The sequence below is a fragment of the Klebsiella sp. X1-16S-Nf21 genome (assembly GCF_002837615.1).
GTDB lineage: Bacteria > Pseudomonadota > Gammaproteobacteria > Enterobacterales > Enterobacteriaceae > Klebsiella > Klebsiella variicola.
The window spans coordinates 28,855-46,409 of record NZ_PJDK01000019.1 but is presented as its reverse complement, the minus strand read 5'-3'; the positions used below and the strand labels follow the sequence as shown (position 1 = coordinate 46,409).

General features: G+C 61.7%; 10 protein-coding genes. 4 read left to right on the top strand and 6 right to left on the bottom strand.

Going from position 1 to position 17,555, the window contains the following annotated elements:
* Nucleotides 1–11 precede the first annotated feature (11 nt).
* A complete protein-coding gene (locus CW267_RS11120) occupies nucleotides 12–878 on the top strand; it encodes an L-threonine kinase (protein ID WP_032737189.1) in 867 nt (288 codons plus the stop codon).
* Between the two features lie 3 nt (nucleotides 879–881).
* Here CW267_RS11120 and cobD read toward each other — a convergent pair whose 3' ends face one another.
* The gene (gene cobD, locus CW267_RS11115; protein WP_049153383.1) at nucleotides 882–1,958 is read right to left on the bottom strand and encodes a threonine-phosphate decarboxylase CobD; all 1,077 of its coding nucleotides are present in this window, start codon (nucleotides 1,956–1,958) and stop codon (nucleotides 882–884) included.
* A gap of 17 nt (nucleotides 1,959–1,975) precedes the next feature.
* The gene (amiC, locus tag CW267_RS11110; RefSeq protein ID WP_008806319.1) at nucleotides 1,976–3,229 is read right to left on the bottom strand and encodes an N-acetylmuramoyl-L-alanine amidase AmiC; all 1,254 of its coding nucleotides are present in this window, start codon (nucleotides 3,227–3,229) and stop codon (nucleotides 1,976–1,978) included.
* Between the two features lie 227 nt (nucleotides 3,230–3,456).
* On the opposite strand from amiC, the gene argA reads away from it, so the two are divergent.
* The 3 genes from argA to CW267_RS11095 all read left to right on the top strand — a co-directional run bounded on the left by argA (nucleotide 3,457) and on the right by CW267_RS11095 (nucleotide 5,729).
* A complete protein-coding gene (argA, locus tag CW267_RS11105) occupies nucleotides 3,457–4,788 on the top strand; it encodes an amino-acid N-acetyltransferase (RefSeq protein WP_004149616.1) in 1,332 nt (443 codons plus the stop codon).
* Between the two features lie 231 nt (nucleotides 4,789–5,019).
* The gene (locus CW267_RS11100) at nucleotides 5,020–5,334 is read left to right on the top strand and encodes a hypothetical protein (protein WP_049153381.1); all 315 of its coding nucleotides are present in this window, start codon (nucleotides 5,020–5,022) and stop codon (nucleotides 5,332–5,334) included.
* A gap of 74 nt (nucleotides 5,335–5,408) precedes the next feature.
* A complete protein-coding gene (locus CW267_RS11095; RefSeq protein ID WP_023340690.1) occupies nucleotides 5,409–5,729 on the top strand; it encodes a hypothetical protein in 321 nt (106 codons plus the stop codon).
* A gap of 59 nt (nucleotides 5,730–5,788) precedes the next feature.
* Here CW267_RS11095 and recD read toward each other — a convergent pair whose 3' ends face one another.
* The 4 genes from recD to recC form a co-directional block, all read right to left on the bottom strand.
* The gene (recD, locus tag CW267_RS11090) at nucleotides 5,789–7,633 is read right to left on the bottom strand and encodes an exodeoxyribonuclease V subunit alpha (protein WP_012967289.1); all 1,845 of its coding nucleotides are present in this window, start codon (nucleotides 7,631–7,633) and stop codon (nucleotides 5,789–5,791) included.
* Entirely contained in the window at nucleotides 7,630–11,166 is a 3,537-nt protein-coding gene (gene recB, locus CW267_RS11085; RefSeq protein ID WP_100781244.1) for an exodeoxyribonuclease V subunit beta, read from the bottom strand. Before recB ends, recD begins: the two co-directional genes overlap by 4 nt.
* On the bottom strand, nucleotides 11,163–14,048 hold the full coding sequence (gene ptrA / locus CW267_RS11080; protein WP_008806323.1) for a pitrilysin: 2,886 nt from the start codon (nucleotides 14,046–14,048) through the stop codon (nucleotides 11,163–11,165). Before ptrA ends, recB begins: the two co-directional genes overlap by 4 nt.
* A gap of 120 nt (nucleotides 14,049–14,168) precedes the next feature.
* Nucleotides 14,169–17,546: an exodeoxyribonuclease V subunit gamma gene (gene recC / locus CW267_RS11075; RefSeq protein ID WP_008806324.1), complete on the bottom strand. Its 3,378-nt coding sequence runs from the start codon at nucleotides 17,544–17,546 to the stop codon at nucleotides 14,169–14,171.
* Nucleotides 17,547–17,555 lie beyond the last annotated feature (9 nt).

The following is a 17,555-nucleotide window of genomic DNA, read 5'->3' as shown; positions in this document are numbered from 1 at the left end:
AAGGTGAAAACGTGGCTGTTGCACAATGTCCCGCCTCGTGCGGAGAACTTATCCAGGGCTGGATCCTCGGCAGCGAGAAACTGGTCTCCTGCCCGGTGGACTGGTACAGCACCGTCGAGGTCGAGACCGGGGTGCCGCGAAAAGATGAGCGGCCGCTGTCACGGGCGATGGTCGACCAGTTGCTGGCCCACTGGGGCTACCCCCCAGCGCTGAGCCAGCAGATCCGCATCACCCTGCACTCAACGATCCCGGTGGCCAAAGGGATGGCCAGCAGCACCGCCGATATCGCTGCCACCGCCGTCGCCACCGCCCATCATCTGGGCCATCTACTGGATGAGCCGACGCTGGCGCGCCTGTGCGTCGCGCTGGAGCCTACCGACAGCACCCTGTTTCGCCAGCTGACGCTGTTCGACCATAATACCGCCGCCACGCAAATCGCCTGTCCCCCTCCGCCAGCGCTCGACCTGTTAGTACTGGAGAGCCCGCTGACGCTGCGCACCACCGACTACCACCAGCTGCCGCGCGAGGCGGGTCTGTTGGCTAACGCCTCCCGGCTGCAGCTGGCGTGGGAGAAAGTACAGCAGGCCTGCCATTGCGGCAGCCCACAGCTACTGGGCGAAGCGGCGACCATCAGCGCCATCGCCAGCCAGCAGCTGTTGCCCAAACCGGGGTTTGACGCGCTACTGCAACTGGTGGAAAGCGCAGGATTGTATGGCCTTAATGTAGCGCACAGCGGCAGCGTCGTCGGCCTGCTGCTGGACCGCCGTCGTCATGACGTCGAATTTCTGCAATGGCGACTGGCAGACAGCGACATCGCCGCCCACTGGCCGCAGCAGCATCTGCTGGCGATGGTGCGTGGGGGCGTCACCCTGCAGTAGCCCTCAGGCCAGCACCCGCTGCAGCGCCGCCAGCAGCTGGTCATTTTCGCTGGCGCTACGGATCGCCACCCGGAAATAACGGCTATCCAGCCCCGGGTAGTTGGCGCAGCTGCGGATCAGCACATGCTGGCGCAACAAGGCGTATTGCAGGTCAAGCCCTTGCCTGTCGCAGCGCAAGAACAGGTAGTTAGCACGCCCGGGCCACACGGTCAGCCCGGTAATCTCTTTCAGTCGTGAATAGAAACGCGCCCCCTCCTCCTGCAGCCACTGCCAGGTGGCCCGCTGATACGCCCGGTCCTGGAGAATAATTTCCCCGGCCAGGGCGGCATAGGCATTGATGGACCACGGCATTTGTCGCTCGCGCAGTCGGGCCACTGCCTGGGCGTCAGCGTTGAGCAGGTAGCCAAGACGCAGCCCAGGAATGGCATAAAATTTGGTGAGAGAACGCAGAACCCAGACGTGCGGGTGCTGCGCCAGCAGGGGAATAAATCCCGGCTGGTCGGGCATAAAATCGAGGAAGGCCTCGTCAAGGATCAGGCTGATGTTCAGCGCCCGACAGCGCTGCGCAATGGCTTCCAGCAGGCCCCGCTCCGGCAGCAGGCCGGTGGGGTTATTCGGGGTGCAAAGAAACAGGCAGTCCAGCGCCGGAGTCAGGGCATCGAGGATGGCGTCAGTCAGCTGCCAGCCATCGCACTCCCGGAGGGCATACTCCACCACCTCGCAGTCCACCGTCTGCAGCGCCCGCCGGTACTCCGCGAAACCAGGAATGACGATCATCGCCCGCCGCGGCTTAAGGCCGTGGACGAGGGTGAAGATCGATTCAGTTTCGCCGTTGCCGGCAAGGATATGCGCCGCCGGCAGCTGATGGTGGGCAGCCAGCGCCTGATGCAGCTGTTGATATTCAACGTCAGGGTAGCGCTCGGCGCAGCCTGGGTTGTCGACGATCGCCTGCCTGAGCGAAGCTGGCATCCCCAGCGGATTGATGTTGGCGCTAAAATCCAGCAGCTCGCCGGGCGCAATACCCAGCAGGGCGGCGGCCTCGCGGATGTTACCGCCATGGGCGCTTTTCAGTAAGGCCATATCCCTTTCCTGTGTGGTTATCCGCGACGGGCCAGCGTCGCGCCGTCGGCGAAGTAGGCTTTAATCCCGGCGAGGATCGACTCGGCTACCTCCTGCTGGAATTTGGCCGTTTTCAGCTTCCGCTCTTCTTCCACGTTACTGATAAACGCCGTCTCCACCAGAATGGAGGGGATATCCGGCGCCTTCAGCACCGCAAAGCCCGCCTGCTCTACCCGATTCTTGTGCAGGTTATTGATATTGCCCATTTTCTCCAGCACCGCCTTGCCAAATTTGAGGCTGTCGGCGATGGTCAGGGACTGCACCATATCGAACATGGTGTGGTCGACATAGCGGTCGCCGCTCTTGCTGACCCCACCGATCAGATCCGAGGCGTTCTGCGTCTGGGCGAGATATTTTGCCGCGGTACTGGTGGCCCCCCTGGTGGAGAGGGCAAACACTGAGGAACCGCTGGGCTGGCGGCTGGTAAAGGCGTCGGCGTGAATAGATACGAACAGGTCGGCGCGCTGCTTCTGCGCCTTGGCGACACGCACCTTCAACGGGATAAACACGTCTTCGTTGCGGGTCATATAGGCCTTCATATTGCCTTCTTTGTCGATCAGCGCCCGGAGGCGGCGGGCAATCTGCAGCACCACATCTTTCTCGCGGGTGCGATACTTCCCCACGGCGCCGGAGTCTTCGCCGCCGTGTCCGGGATCGAGCATAATGACAATTGGCCGGTCACGCCCGGCTTTGCCCGGCTGTGGTCCGCTTTGCGCCGGCGGCACCTGACGCTCCAGATCGCCTTTGTTGTAATCCTCGAGCAGCGCCAGCAGCGGATCCTGAACATCGGTGGCGTTGGCGGGGTAGAGGTCCATCACCAGACGCTCTTTAAAGCCAGCCACCGGCGCGAGGGCAAACAGCTGCGGCTTAACGTTCTGCTTGAGCTCAAAAACCATGCGCACGGTTTGCGGATCAAACTGGCCCACGCGGGCGGACTGAATAAAGGGGTCGTCATCGCGGATCTGCCCCCCCATGCCCTTCAGCACTGAGTTCAGGTTAACCCCTTCCAGATCCACCACCACCCGCTCCGGGTTACTGAGGGCAAACTGCCGGTATTTCAGCACATGATTCGATTCTACCGTGACGCGCGTGTAGGTCGATGCTGGCCAGACGCGAACAGCGACCACCCGCGCATCGGCAGCCAGCCCCACAGGGCTCACGCTCATTAACCACATGGCGCCCGCGCCCTGCAGCAGACGGCGACGGCTTAATCCAGAGTTGTTTCCCGACATGCCACTCCCAAGCAATAAAAACGCATTTGTACCCAAAACAAACAGATTGACCAGAAACTTTAACGAAAGGCATATAACCTGTCATCTATAAAAGGGTAAACATTCATTGACACCCTGCGCCGGGTCACATGTTTTTCGTGGCTTAGCCTAAAATTGGCACTTGCGTTTAACAGCAAAACAGAATAAAAATACAATAATTACGAATAATCATGCATTGAGGGTTTGTCATGGTGAAGGAACGTCGCACTGAACTGGTAGAAGGATTCCGCCATTCTGTTCCCTATATTAATGCCCATCGGGGAAAAACGTTTGTCATCATGCTGGGCGGCGAAGCCATTGAGCATGAAAATTTCTCAAATATTGTCAATGACATAGGATTATTGCATAGCCTGGGCATTCGCCTGGTCGTGGTCTATGGCGCCCGCCCGCAGATTGACGCTAACCTCGCCGAGCACCACCACGAGCCGGTCTATCACAAGCAGACGCGAGTGACTGACGCTAAAACGCTTGAGCTGGTTAAGCAGGCGGCGGGGATGCTGCAGCTGGAGATCACCGCCCGCCTGTCGATGAGCCTCAACAATACCCCGCTGCAGGGGGCCCATATCAACGTTGTCAGCGGCAACTTTATCATCGCCCAGCCGCTGGGCGTCGATGACGGCGTCGATTATTGCCACAGCGGACGCATTCGCCGCATTGACGAAGAGGCGATTCATCGTCAGCTCGACAGCGGCGCCATTGTCCTGATGGGGCCGGTCGCGGTGTCGGTCACCGGCGAGAGCTTTAACCTGACTTCGGAAGAGATCGCCACCCAGCTGGCCATCAAGCTGAAGGCGGAGAAAATGATCGGCTTCTGTTCGTCGCAAGGGGTTTACAACCAGGCCGGGGAAATCGTCTCCGAACTGTTCCCTAATGAGGCGCAGGCCCGCGTCGAAGAGCTGGAAGCGGACGAAGATTATAACTCCGGCACCGTGCGCTTCCTGCGCGGGGCCGTGAAGGCCTGCCGCAGCGGCGTGCGGCGCTGCCACCTGATCAGCTATCAGGAAAATGGCGCGCTGCTGCAGGAGCTGTTCTCACGCGACGGCATCGGCACCCAGATCGTCATGGAGAGCGCGGAGCAGATCCGCCGGGCGACCATCAACGATATCGGCGGTATTCTTGAGCTGATAAGCCCGCTTGAGCAGCAGGGCATCCTGGTGCGCCGCTCCCGCGAGCAGCTGGAGATGGAGATCGACAAATTCACCATTATTCAGCGCGATAACACCACTATCGCCTGCGCTGCCCTCTATCCTTTCCCGGAAGAGAAGATCGGCGAAATGGCCTGCGTGGCGGTGCATCCGGATTACCGGAGCTCGTCGCGGGGAGAGGTGCTTCTGGAACGTATTGCCGCTCAGGCCAGACAGATGGGACTGAGCAAGCTGTTCGTGCTAACCACCCGCAGCATCCACTGGTTCCAGGAGCGCGGCTTCACGCCGGTGGATATCGACCTGCTGCCGGAGAGTAAAAAGCAGATGTATAACTATCAGCGCCGGTCGAAGGTGCTGATGGCCGACCTCGCTTAAGCCCTTCTTCACCCTTTCTAACGGCCCGGGATAGCGCGACGCTTATCGCTTTATCCTGGGCCGGTCTCCCGCCACTCTTCGCGCCAGCACTCGTCTGCGGTACGCGGGCTAAATTCCTGGTTTCCGCGCAGACCATTTCTTTCTCGCTGGCTCACCGATATGCTACTGGCTGTCGACAGGACGTCGACTGGCGCCACGGCCGCCACCCGCCCTGCAAGGATCGCTGAAATAATGGAAACCAAACCGAACTGGCTGGTCAGACATATCAACCTCATTACCGCCACGGTCACCCTCTATCCGTGGTTGCTGATGATACTGCTCCTCTGGGATAACCAGCGCCATCATCAGCATGGTTATGCCGCACTCGGCGCCGCCATCGCGATATTATTCCTGCTGGCCCTGACGTCCGGCATGAATGTTCTCATCTCCTCGCTGGTGATTTTTGTTGCCCGCTGTTCCACCCCACCGCTGGCCAGCGGCGCGGCAGTCCGCTTTTTCGCGATGAATTCGATATCACTATTGTGGCTCGGACTGCTGGCCATATGACCTTAAAGCGCCCCTCCGTCATCATGATTCAGGCGAAACGCACGATAAATAATTCATTACGCTAAGGACAGATAATGACTAAGAAAAGGCAGCCCAACTGGGTGATCAGAAACATCAAAAACATCGTGCTGGTCATCTCCCTCTATCCCTGGGTACTGTTGCTGATAACGATGATGGCGGGTAGCGGAGGCCCCTCATCCGGTGCCATGGCGGCCGGGCTGATGGGGGTATTGCTGTTTATCGTCATGTCGATAGCCAACCTGATTATTTCACTGGTTGTTATCGTTATTGCCGATCTCTCAACGTCATCACTCCCCATGCGCTATGGGGCCTATTTTTGCGCCATGAACTCGATATCGGTGCTCTGGCTCATCCCCCTGGTCTTCAGCTACTGATTTTTCTGCCAGTCCGGGCAACGGGCTGCATTATTTTCCCATCGCCCGGATGCGGCCTCTCAGGGGGCTTCGCGCCCGGCGAAAATCTCCGCCAGGCCGCTGCGCCGCTCGGTTCGCGTCACAATGGCCTGGGAGAGCACCTGCTCGTCGGCATAGAGCGACAATCGCTGTTTCGCGCGGGTGATCGCCGTGTAGACCAGTTCGCGGGTCACCAGCGGGACGCTGCGCGCCGGCAGGATCAGCGCCGCATGTTCGAACTCGGAGCCCTGCGATTTATGCACGGTCATCGCCCAGGCGGTATCATGCTCCGGCAGGCGACTCGGTTGCACCGACTTGATGGTGCCGTCGGGCATCAGGAACCACACCCGCAGCTCGCCGTTGCGCTCCAGCGCTATCCCGATATCGCCGTTAAACAGCCCCAGCGCGCTGTCGTTGCGCGATATCATGATCGGTCGGCCGTCATACCAGCGGGAGTGGCGCGGCAGGGCGATCGCCCGCTGGCGGTTGAGCCGCTGCTCCAGCCGCTCATTGACGCCGCTCACGCCGTACGGCCCTTCACGCAGCGCGCACAGAAGCTGGAATTCGCTGAAAGCGGCCAGCATGGCCTGCGGTTCGGCCCGCTCGCGGCGCAGTTGCAGGTAGCGTTCATAGCCCTGCTGGGCCGCGCCGAGCATGGCCTCGTACTCTTCGGTCGTGCTGAGGGGATGAAGCGCGATGTCGTCAAACGGCTGGCGCAGCGTGGCCTTCACCTCCGCGCGCGCGCCAGCATTCACCGCCCGCGCCAGGCTCCCGATGCCGGAGTGACTGCCGAAGCGATAGCTCTTTTGCAGCAGGCACAAGCTGTCTCTCAGCGCGCCAGCGATAGCCCCCTCGCCCGCCGGCACCGGCGAACCGGTCAGCCGGGTCAGCTCCTGCGCCCGCGCGACAGTGTAGCCCGAGCTCGCCCAGGCGCAGATATCCCCCAGCACCGCCCCCGCTTCCACGGAGGCCAGCTGGTCGCGATCGCCGAGGAAAATCACCCGCCCGTGGGCCGGCAGCGCGTCGATAAGCCGCGACATCATCGGCAGGTCAATCATCGAGGCTTCATCCACGACCAGCACATCCAGATGCAGCGGGTTGCCGGCGTGATAGCGCATGCGCTGGCTGCCGGGCTGGGCGCCCAGCAGACGATGCAGCGTGCTGGCCTCGGTGGGAATTAACGCTTTCTGCGCGTCGGTCAGCGGCAGCTTTCTCAGCGCCGCGCCCAGCGATTCGGTCAGGCGCGCCGCCGCTTTCCCCGTCGGTGCCGCCAGGCGAATACGACAGCGTGGACTGTCGTCAATCTGGATCAGCGCCGCCAGAAGCTTCGCCACGGTGGTGGTTTTCCCGGTCCCGGGACCGCCGGAGATCACCGAGATACGGCGAGTCAGCGCCACCGCCGCGGCCACTTTTTGCCAGTCGGTTTCGCCAGTGGCGGGAAACAGCGCATTTAGCGTTGACGCCAGCCGCGCCTCATCCATCTCCAGCACCCGGTTGGCTTCGTTAAAGAAGCGGGCGACGGTCAGCTCGTTGCGCCACATCCGGTTCAGATAGAGCCGGTCGCCGCACAAAATCATCGGCGCCGGAGCATCGCCGCAGCTCACCGCCGACGAAGCGAGCAGCAGCGCGGGCCAGTCCTCCGGCGCGCCGGCTTCGGCCAGCAGCCGATCGCGGATCTCCCCCGCTTTTCCGCTCAGCGCCTCGTCGCCGCTCAACCGCGACAGCGGCAGGCAAACGTGCCCCTCGCCAGCATCCCGGCTCAGCAAGGCCGCCGCCAGCATGACCGCCGGCGGGTCGTTTTGCGCCACCATCAGGGCAAACTGGACGTCCAGCGGCCGCAGCAGACGCTGCTCCACCGCCGCCAGCAGTAATTGTTCGAAAGTCATGAGGTCTCCTCCTGAGTTTCTCCGGCAAAAAGCTGATCCAGACCGTCAATCAGCGGTCTCACCGGCCGGGTGGTGAAGATCCCCTGCCCCCCCTCCTGCCCGTCCATGCCGCGCAGGAAAAGATAAATCACGCCGCCGAAGTGGCGGTCATAGTCATAATCGGCCAGCCGGTGGCGCAGATAGCGGTGCAGCGCCAGGCTGTACAACTGATACTGCAGATCGTAGCGGTGGGCACGCATCGCCTGCTCCATTGCCGGCCGGGTGTAGGCCTCGCGGTCTTCCCCCAGCCAGTTGGATTTGTAATCCAGCAGGTAATAACGGCCTTCGTGGCGGAAGACCAGATCGATAAAGCCCTTCAGCATGCCACGCACCTGGCGGAAATCCAGCGGTGGCGTGTCGGCGGAGAGGGGATCGTACTGGCGGATAAGCGCGTCAAGGCGCTCCGCCGTCAGCAGCTGAGCGATAGGCAGATAAAACGCCATCTCCACCTGTTTATCCCGCGCCGCAAGCTGATTGAGCGCAATATCCGCTCCCGGCAGGCGAGTCTTCAGCACGCCCCCCAGCCAGTCGGTCAGCACCGGCGCCCACTGCGCGTCAAACCCGCTCAGCTGCAGCTTCTCCGCCATCCACCCGTCCGGCACCGGCTGGGTGAAGTCCAGCTCCTCAAACAGGCTGTGCAGGAAGGTCCCCGGCGCGGCGCCGCGCGGAAACTGGTGCGGAGTCAGCTGCGGCTCTTCCACGACTTCGCCGACGCCGGCGGCATCGACATCCAGACGCGGCAGCAGATCCTGCCCGCCGCTGAAACCATGCTGTTGCAGTCCGGAGTAGCTGGTCACCCGCCAGTCGTCGGCGATGCGGCGCTGCAGCTCGCGCGCCGACAGCGGGGGGATGGTCGCCGCGGGCGCCTGCCACGGGGTCAGATCCAGCTCGCCCGGTCTCTGTAATGCAATATCGCCATGACAGAAGTCCGCCAACCGCGCGGCCAGCCCGGCGGCGTCCATGGCTTCGCCCGCCTGCAACAGCCGCCCCAGCGCGCTGAGGTGGAAATCGCTGTTGCCGGATTTCCGGCTGCTGAGCGGCGCCACGCCGAGGCTGCAGTGCCAGACCGCACGGGTCAGGGCGACGTACAGCAGGCGCAGATCTTCCGCCAGCCGTTCCGCCTCCGCCAGCTCGAGACTGGCCTCATCCTGGCCCAGATCCAGTACCGCCGCGAACGTCTCGCGATCGTGGTAGAACGCCTGGTCCTGTTTACGAAACCGGGCGATAAACGGCAGCCAGACCAGGGGGTACTCCAGCCCTTTTGACTTGTGAATGGTGACAATTTGCACGAGGTGCTTATCGCTTTCGAGACGCATCTGCTGGCTGGCGGCGTTGCTGTCCGGCTCGGCGATATGCTGCGCCAGCCAGCGCACCAGGGCATGCTCGCTTTCCAGCTGGCTGGCCGCCTCCTGCAGCAGTTCGCTGATATGCAGAATGTCGGTTAAGCGCCGCTCGCCGCCGCGGGTCGCCAGCAGATTCTCGGCGATATGCCGGGCCGTCATCAACGCCCGCAGCATCGGCATCACTCCGCGCTGACGCCAGATCTGGCGGTATTCGCTGAACTCTTCCACCAGCGCGTCCCACGCCTGCTCATCCTGGTTCAGGTTTTCAATATCCAGCGCGGTCAGGCCAAACATCGAGGTCGCCAGCGCGCTGCGCAGGGTATTTTCCCGCTCCGGGGCCAGCACCGCCTGCAGCAGCCAGAGCAGCTCCTGGGCCTCCAGCGTCTCGAAAACGCTGTCGCGGTTGGAGAGGTAGACCGAGGGGATGCCCAGCGTCTGCAGCGCTTCACGCACCTGCGCCGCCTCCAGCCGGTTGCGCACCAGCACGGTGATATCCGAGGCCTGCACCGGGCGCGAGGTTTCCCCGCGCCACAGCAGCGCGCGCCCCTGCTGACCGGCGCTCAGCCAGTCGCGGATCTGCGTGGCGCAGAGCTGCGCCATAAACGTTTGGTAATCGCCAGACCCGACGGTGTCGCCGGGCATCAGCCAGACGTTCATCGCCGGTACGTCCGCCGCGTCAACGGTAAAGCGCAGCCCCTGATTCTTTGCCGCCGCCTTCACCGGCAGGAACGGGATCTCACGAAACATGAAGGGGTTATCGCTGAGGCCGAACAGCCGGTTGACGCTGCCCACCATGCCCGGCGATGAGCGCCAGTTGGTATCGAGGGTGTAGTGCGCGGCAACGTCGCCGCGCGCTTTCATATAGGTAAAGATATCGGCGCCGCGAAAGGCGTAGATGGCCTGCTTCGGATCGCCGATCAGCAGCAGCGCCGTCTCCGGCTGCCGGCGCCAGATGCGGCGAAAAATCCGGTACTGCTGGGGGTCGGTGTCCTGAAATTCATCGATCATCGCCACCGGAAAACGCTGGCGAATGGCGCTGGCCAGCGTCTCGCCGCTGTCGCCGCGCAGCGCCTCGTCAAGCCGGCTGAGCATATCGTCAAACCCCAGCTCGCCGCGGCGGCGCTTTTCGCGGGCGACCGCATCGCGGATCTCGACCATCGCTCTCGCCAGCACCAGATCGGTGAGCGTCAGCGAGGAGGCCAGCAGCGACTCCACGGCGCTAAACAGGGGATGCACCGGTGGTTCGCCACCGGCTTTGGTGCGCTCGAGCAGAAACGACTGGGCAAATTTCTCCAGCGCGTCGGGCAGCTGGTAGCTTAACGTCTCTTCCTGCGCCCAGGCGTTCACTTTCTCAAGCCATTTGCCCTGGTTGCCACGATTGTATTTCCGCCGGTCGAGCCCGGAGTTTTCCAGCACGCCTTCGATCTCGCTCACCTGCTCGCGCCACTGCTGCTTGAGCGAGTCAATGCGGGCGATGATCTGCTGATGGCGTTCGGCCAGCGTCTCGTCGGGGGCCGGCGGCGACTTAAGCTGCGGCGCTTCGCCCTGCAGCCAGCGGTCAAGAGACTTCAGCAGATCGCGCGGCCCTTTCCAGACGTCGTGGATCACCGCCGCGATATCGCGGGTCAGCGGATAGCAGTGGCGGCGCCAGAAGTCAGCGCAGGCCTGATAGCGCAGGCGGGATTCATCCTCGATCAGCTGCTGCTCGAACAGCATGCCCGACTCGAAGGCGTTAAGGCTCAGCATCCGCTGGCAAAAGCCGTGGATGGTGAAAACCGCCGCCTCGTCCATCTGCCTTTCGGCCAGCAGCAGCGTCTTCGCGGCGTCGTCTTTGTCGGCGATCTCCGCCAGCAGCGAGCTGTAGAGCGGGTTGTCGGATTCGCCGCGCAGGCAGGCGATGCGCAGTTCGTGGATGTTGCTGCGGATACGCCCGCGCAGCTCTTCGGTCGCCGCCTCGGTAAAGGTCACCACCAGCAGCTCTTCGACACTGATAGCGCGGGAATAGGCGGACTCGCCGCCCAGCCCCAGCAGCAGCCGCAGATACAGCGCGGCGATGGTAAAGGTTTTTCCGGTGCCCGCAGAGGCTTCTATCAGGCGCTCGCCCCTCAGGGGCAAGCGCAGGGGATCCAAAGACTCAGCGGTGTCGGTCATTCATTCTCTCGCATCAGGGGTAAGGATTGCTGCAATGCGCTGACGTTTTCCCACACTTTGCCGCCTTTCGGCTGGGCATAGTCCGCTTTGCCATTCTGGCTACCGGAAATCTGGGACAATATCGTCATGCCCTGCGGATCCACCACCGTCTGATGGAAGAAGTCGGCAAGTTTTTGCGGCGTCAGCAGTTTAATCTGAGCCACTACTTTATCACGTGAATCAAAACGCATATTACCGCGATCGAAATCTTTGCTCAGTTTCGAGGCTTCATCGCCCAGCGTCTGCGGCGCCTGCAGCATCTGGCTTATCACCGCCTGCTGGAGCTGAGCAAACTCTTCCGGCTTCATCGCCCGCAGCTTCGCCTCCGCGGTGGGAAAGAAGGCCTGGAACCGCTGCCAGAGGAAGGCCGGCTGCTTATCGCTACTCTGCAGCAGGAAGCCCATGCCCCACTGGCGCCCCACGTTCATCGGGAAGGCAAAGACCGCATAGCCGAGCTGCTCTTCGGTACGCAGCTGGTTGTAGAACCACGGCTGAATAATCTGCCCCAGCAGGGTGCTGGCGGCGGTGCTGCTGAACTCATCCACGTTGGGCGGCGCGAACACCGCGGCCAGCGCGGAGTCGGTGCTGTTGCCCGCTTTGTTGAAGATCGCCAGCTGCTGCCGGTTCACCACCACGTCTTTATTGCGGCACCATTCGTTGCCGTCAGCGCCCAGCTGCTGCTGGATCTGGCGGGCCAGCGTCGTGGCGGCATCGGCGGTCATATTGCCGATCACCATCAGTTCAGGACGCCCCTTGGTTTTCAGGTTGGCGCGGTAGTCGAGCACCTCTTTAAGAGTGATGGAGGGCAGCAGCGCCCGGCGCACTTCGCGCTGGAAGTACGGCACCTGGGAGACCATCTGGATCGGCATTATCGCCTGATCGTAGGCTTTGCCTTTCTCGGCGGAGTCCATCATCTGCGCATACCAGGATTTGGCCTGCTCCAGCTGTTCCTCGGTCGGCGTATAGCTGAAGTATCCCTGCAACAGATCGCTGAACAGTGCCGGAAGGTGCTGGGTATAGCCGTTGGCATTAACCATTAATCCGTTATTAGCGCCGGTGGAGAACGAAATGCCGCCGACCGCCGCCTGGTTACTGAGCTGGTCGAGGGCGATGCCGGCGAGATAATCGTTGAGGGCAAACATCACCTGCCGGCGAGCGCTGTCCATCGCCTGGGGGTTACGCAGCACCAGGGAGATATCCGCCTTCGGCTCGCTGGCAAAATACTGGCTCGGGGCATACACCACCCGCAGCGTCGGTTCATCAAGGATCAGCTGCGGATGCGGCCAGGCTTTATCGCTTTTGATGAGGGTGAAATCATCCGGAATATAGGGGTTGAGCACCGGCAGCTGTAGCTGGATGGCCTGCGATTTTTGCTGCCAGTCAGCGAACGTCTGCTCGCTAATCTTATCCACCTGATACGGCGCATCGACAAAATAGGCCGTCTTGTTATGCGGCTCCTGGGGGCTGATATACCAGATACGGGCGTTCTGCGGGGTCATCATCGCCAGCCGATCTTTGATCGCCTGCGGGTCGTACTGGTCGGCAATATTCACCACGTCCAGCGCATGCTCGACCGGCACCCGGATCATGGTATCCGCCAGCCATTCCACGTAGTCCATGTCGCGGTTGATCGACGGATAGCGGAAATCCAGCGCCAGCACATGCGCCAGTTCGTCGAAGTACCGTTTGTCGATGCCCTGAGTACGCAGGAGGTCGAGATAGCTGAAAATGGCCGCCGTCACTTCGTCGCGGTGCGCCAGGCCTTTATCGGTGAGGGTAGCAGAGATCGCCAGTACGCCGCTGTTGCCGTTTACCACCGGATCGGAATCGGCGCGGATACCTTCCGCCAGCCCCTGCTTTTGCAGCCAGTCGGAGAGCGTGCCCGGGCTGCGGTTGCCGATGAGATAGGTGACCAGCTCATCGGTTTTGCTGCGGAAGCGATCGCTGTTGTTGTCGATGCGAAACTCGACGCGCAGCACTTTGCGCGGCATCGCCGGCACATAGTGAATAATGATGCCTTTTTGCGCATCCGTTACCACCGGGACGGTAATTTCCGGCCTGCTGATCTGACGATTCGGCACGCGGCCAAAGGTGTCAGCAGCCATCCGCGCCAGCGCCGGCAACGGCTTGTTGCTGTAGATCACCGCTTTCATCAGGTTGGCGGAGTACCAGCTATCGCGGAAGGTATGCAGCGCATCAAGTACCGGGCTGCCGGGCTTATCGCTGAGCGTCTCGAGGTTACCACCGGAGAAGTGGGCCGCCGGGTGGGCCGGGTTGATGGTCTCCGCGCTGACCTGGGCCATGCGCATCCCGTCTCGCGTCCGGGCCATCGTCAGCTCGGCGTTGACCGCGTTACGTTCGCGGTCGGCATATTTTTTATCCAGCAGCGGCGCGGCGATGGCGTCGGCCAGGCGGTCTACGGCCCCGTCCAGCGCATCATTTTCCACTTCGAGATAAAACGCGGTGCGGTAAGGCGCGGTGCTGGCGTTATGGCTGCCGCCGTGCAGTTTAAGAAACTCTGCAAGGCTGTCAGGCTGGGGATATTTTTGCGACCCCATCAGCGTCATATGTTCCAGAAAATGCGCCAGCCCCTGATGATCGGCCGGATCCTGCAGGGATCCCACCGGCACCACCAGCGCCGACAGCGATTTCACCGCCTGCGGATCGGAAACCAGCAGCACGACCATGTCGTTATCAAGGCGGATCGCCTGATACTGACGCGTATCTTTTTCGCTTTTGCGGATCGTCTCCTGAATCGGCTGCCATCCGGTGTCGGCCTGACTAAACGGCGCCCAGAGGGCGGCCAGCACAACAAAAACCTTGAACCATAAACTGCGGGGCATTCACGAACCTCATCATTAACAAACTTGCGCTGCACAGCGTGCAGCCTTTTATGTCCATCAGTCCGTGATACGTTGCGCATAATAAATGAACCGCCATTCACTGCGCAATTTTTATACTATTTAAATTTGTGTGGACTGATGGTAACGATATAGCGGTAACAGATAACGCTGCGTCTGAGCAATAATTTCTTCGTAATGCGCCGGCTCCAGCGAACGCCACAGGCGTTGATACCAGATATCGGCGCCCTCCCCGCTGACCACCATGTTACCTTCGTAGGTCTGCAGGAATTTGCTCCGCGCTTTCTGCTGCGTCTCTTCGTCCATTAAGATGACATCCTTTTCGGCGTCGTAACAAGCTTTCAGCCAGGCGCCACCACTTTCCGGCAGCAGCAGCAGCGGCTGCGACATCCCCAGCAAATAGCCATCCACCAGCGCATTAAGGTACGCCTGCGCCTCGGCGGGCGCCAGCGCCGGGAAGCGCCACTCTCCCTCTTTCCGTACAAACAGCCGGCTCTCGCCGGTGCCGCCGCTGGCACAGTAGACAAGGTGTTCCAGCCAAAGTTGCATCCCCTGGGAGACGCTCAGCAGCGAAGGCCGCCAGCGCAGCAGACCGTCCGGCTGCACCTGCTGCAGCCAGCCGGTCAGGTTCACGCCGCCGCACTGCAGATCGATCTCCATGCTCTGCGCCTGCTGGCGCTCGGCCATCACCCGCTCGGCCAGCGCCTGCATCTCCAGGCGCTGCGTCTCCCAGACCAGCTCGCCAAAGGCGCCATACGGTAGCTCGCCGGCGGCGCGGAAGCGGCGGAACATGGCTGAGACGTCCTGCTCCTCGATAAGCGTATTGAGCAGTTGCTGATTCAGTTGATAACGGCTCAGCCCTTCAAGAGTGAAGGGCTCGTCGTCTGGAATATCGTCCTCTTCGGCGCGGAAATTGACCCGCAGACGCTGCTGAAAGAACGCGCGAACCGGGTGCTGCCAGAAGCGTAAGAGCTGCTCGAACGGCAGGCTGTCAATCGGCGGCGCGGTGAGCGGCTGTATAAAATCGCTATGCGCCTCTCCCTGCTGGCCGGCGGCGGCCAGCCATTCACGAGCGTAGCTCTTGTTCTCGTCTTCCTGGAAATTAGCGACGTCGAACGGCATGCGCGTATGCAGATGGGTGATATGGGCTTTGACCCGGGCTTCGCTGGCGTCGCAGTCAAGCTCTTCGTCGCCAGCGAGACAGTGGCTCTGGCCGATATAATCCACCAGCTCCTGCACCAGCACCGAGGGAAAGCGCTCGCTGTTGTCCTGAATCGAACGGCCGATGTAGCTGATATACAGCGTCTGTTCGGCGGACATCAGCGCTTCGAGGAACAGATAGCGGTCATCATCGCGCCGGCTGCGGTCGCCGCGCTGCGGCTTCTGGCTCATTAAATCAAAGCCCAGCGGCGGCAGCGTTCGCGGATAAACCCCGTCGTTCATCCCCAGCAGGCAAACCACTTTGAAAGGAATAGAGCGCATCGGCATCAGGGTGCAGATGTTGACCGGGCCAGCAAGAAAGCGCTGGCTGATCCGCTGCTGATCGAGACGCTGGGCCAGCTCATCGCGCAGTAGCGTCAGCGGCACCTGGTCGCCATACTGTGCTTCCAGACCGCTATCAATAACCGCCAGCCACTGTTGCTCAATCAGCGCCAGCGCCGCTTCGGTCTCGCTGTCCGGCAGGAAAAAGTCATTCAGCAGATCGCGACAGACCGGCAGCCACTCCGCCAGCGGCCGCTGCTGGGCAAGGCCGCGTCGCCACAGATTAAGCTGCATCAGTAGCGACGCGAGGTTGCCCACCAGTTCGGCGATCAAACCGCTGGATTCGTCATACGGCAGCACCGACTGCCACTCTCCCTCGCGGCTGTCCATCGCGTAGCCCAACAGCATACGGGTGAGGCCGAACCGCCAGGTATGCTGCCCGGTCGCTGGCAGGTCCAGTTCGCGGACGTTGTCGTCATCCATTCCCCAGCGGACGCCGGACTCGTTCACCCACTGGCGCAGGTAGCGCAGCCCTTCTTCCGTGATATTAAAGCGCGCCGCCAGCACCGGCACGTCCAGCAGCGCCAGCACATCTTCGCTGGCGAAGCGGCTGTCCGGCAGCGAGAGCAGCGTGATAAACGCCTGCAGCACCGGGTGCGACTCGCGGGCGCGACGGTCGGAGATCGCCCACGGCAACCAGCGATCGCCGCTGGCCGCGCCAAACACCGCCTGAATATAGGGACTGTAGCTGTCGATATCCGCCACCATGACGATGATATCCCGCGGCGTGAGCGTCGGATCCGCCTCCAGCATCGCCAGTAGCCGATCGTGCAGAACCTCCACTTCGCGCTGCGGACTGTGGCAGACGTGAATGCTCAGGCTGCGGTCATCCAGCGCCAGCGGACGTTTGTCGCGACTGTGGGCGAACGCCTCTGCGCTCTGCCCGGCCACCGCCGCGTTGCGCAGTTCGAGGATATCCGATTGCAGGTTATGCAACAGGTTATCGGGGGCAATATCGACAAAGGCGTCCAGCTCCTCATAGCGCTCCAGCCCCGCCAACAGGTAGATATAATCGCGCCCCAGTTTGCCCCAGGAGGCGAGCAACGGGTTGCCGACATCCTGTTCCCCAGCGTCATTAAACAACCCCGGCGCCTGCTCGGTGTCGCGAAACAGGGGTAGCGCGCGTGCCTCGCGGTGATGGCGCCGCTGGCGCGACAGCAGCTTCGCCAGGAACGCCGGATCCTTAATGTCTCCCCAGTAGTAGCGGCAGGGGTTGGTAAACAAGACATAGACATCGACATGCTTACCCAACGCCTGCAGCGCCTGAAGATAGACCGGCGGCAGCGCGGAAATCCCGCAGATGAAGACGCGCGACGGCAGCCCGGCGGGCGGTTCGTCCGCTTTTTCCAGGGTACTGATAAAGCGCTGGTAGAGATTGGCGCGGTGCCACTGCGGCTGCCCCAGCTCGGCGGTGTATCTCACCAGCGCCTGCCACAGCGGCGCCTGCCACTGCTGGGCATCGCCGAGACCTTCCACCCGCTGGCCGGCCTCCCAGCGCATCAGCCACTCCGGGCGATAGACGAGGTACTGGTCATAGAGGTCCGCCACCCGGGCGGCGAGTTGAAACAGCTTGCGCTTGTCGCCGTCATCGCTCAGATACTGGCGCAGCAAGATAAAATCGTCTTCCTCCAGGTGCTGCGGCAGGAGGGTCATCAGCTTCCAGCTCATGCTCTGCTTGCTGAAGGCGCTTTCGCCAGGAATATCTTTCAGGACGCGCACAAACATGTCCCAGATAAAGCTCGCCGGCAGCGGGAACTCGATATTGGCGGCAATTCCGAAGCGCGAGGCCAGGGTCATCTGCAGCCACTGCGCCATACCGGTACTCTGCACCAGCACCATTTCGGCCTGAAAAGGGTCATCCAGCCGCTGGCGCTCGACGATAAATTCCATCAACGCCTCGAGAACATCCAGCCGGTTTGAGTGGTATACCCTTAACATAATTGCTCC

Coding starts and splice junctions, on each gene's coding strand:
- recB (WP_100781244.1), bottom strand. CDS start 11,166: ATGACCGACACCGCTGAGTCTTTGGATCCCCTGCGCTTGCCCCTGAGG.
- CW267_RS11100 (WP_049153381.1), top strand. CDS start 5,020: ATGGAAACCAAACCGAACTGGCTGGTCAGACATATCAACCTCATTACC.
- recD (WP_012967289.1), bottom strand. CDS start 7,633: ATGACTTTCGAACAATTACTGCTGGCGGCGGTGGAGCAGCGTCTGCTG.
- amiC (WP_008806319.1), bottom strand. CDS start 3,229: ATGTCGGGAAACAACTCTGGATTAAGCCGTCGCCGTCTGCTGCAGGGC.
- cobD (WP_049153383.1), bottom strand. CDS start 1,958: ATGGCCTTACTGAAAAGCGCCCATGGCGGTAACATCCGCGAGGCCGCC.
- argA (WP_004149616.1), top strand. CDS start 3,457: ATGGTGAAGGAACGTCGCACTGAACTGGTAGAAGGATTCCGCCATTCT.
- recC (WP_008806324.1), bottom strand. CDS start 17,546: ATGTTAAGGGTATACCACTCAAACCGGCTGGATGTTCTCGAGGCGTTG.
- ptrA (WP_008806323.1), bottom strand. CDS start 14,048: ATGCCCCGCAGTTTATGGTTCAAGGTTTTTGTTGTGCTGGCCGCCCTC.
- CW267_RS11095 (WP_023340690.1), top strand. CDS start 5,409: ATGACTAAGAAAAGGCAGCCCAACTGGGTGATCAGAAACATCAAAAAC.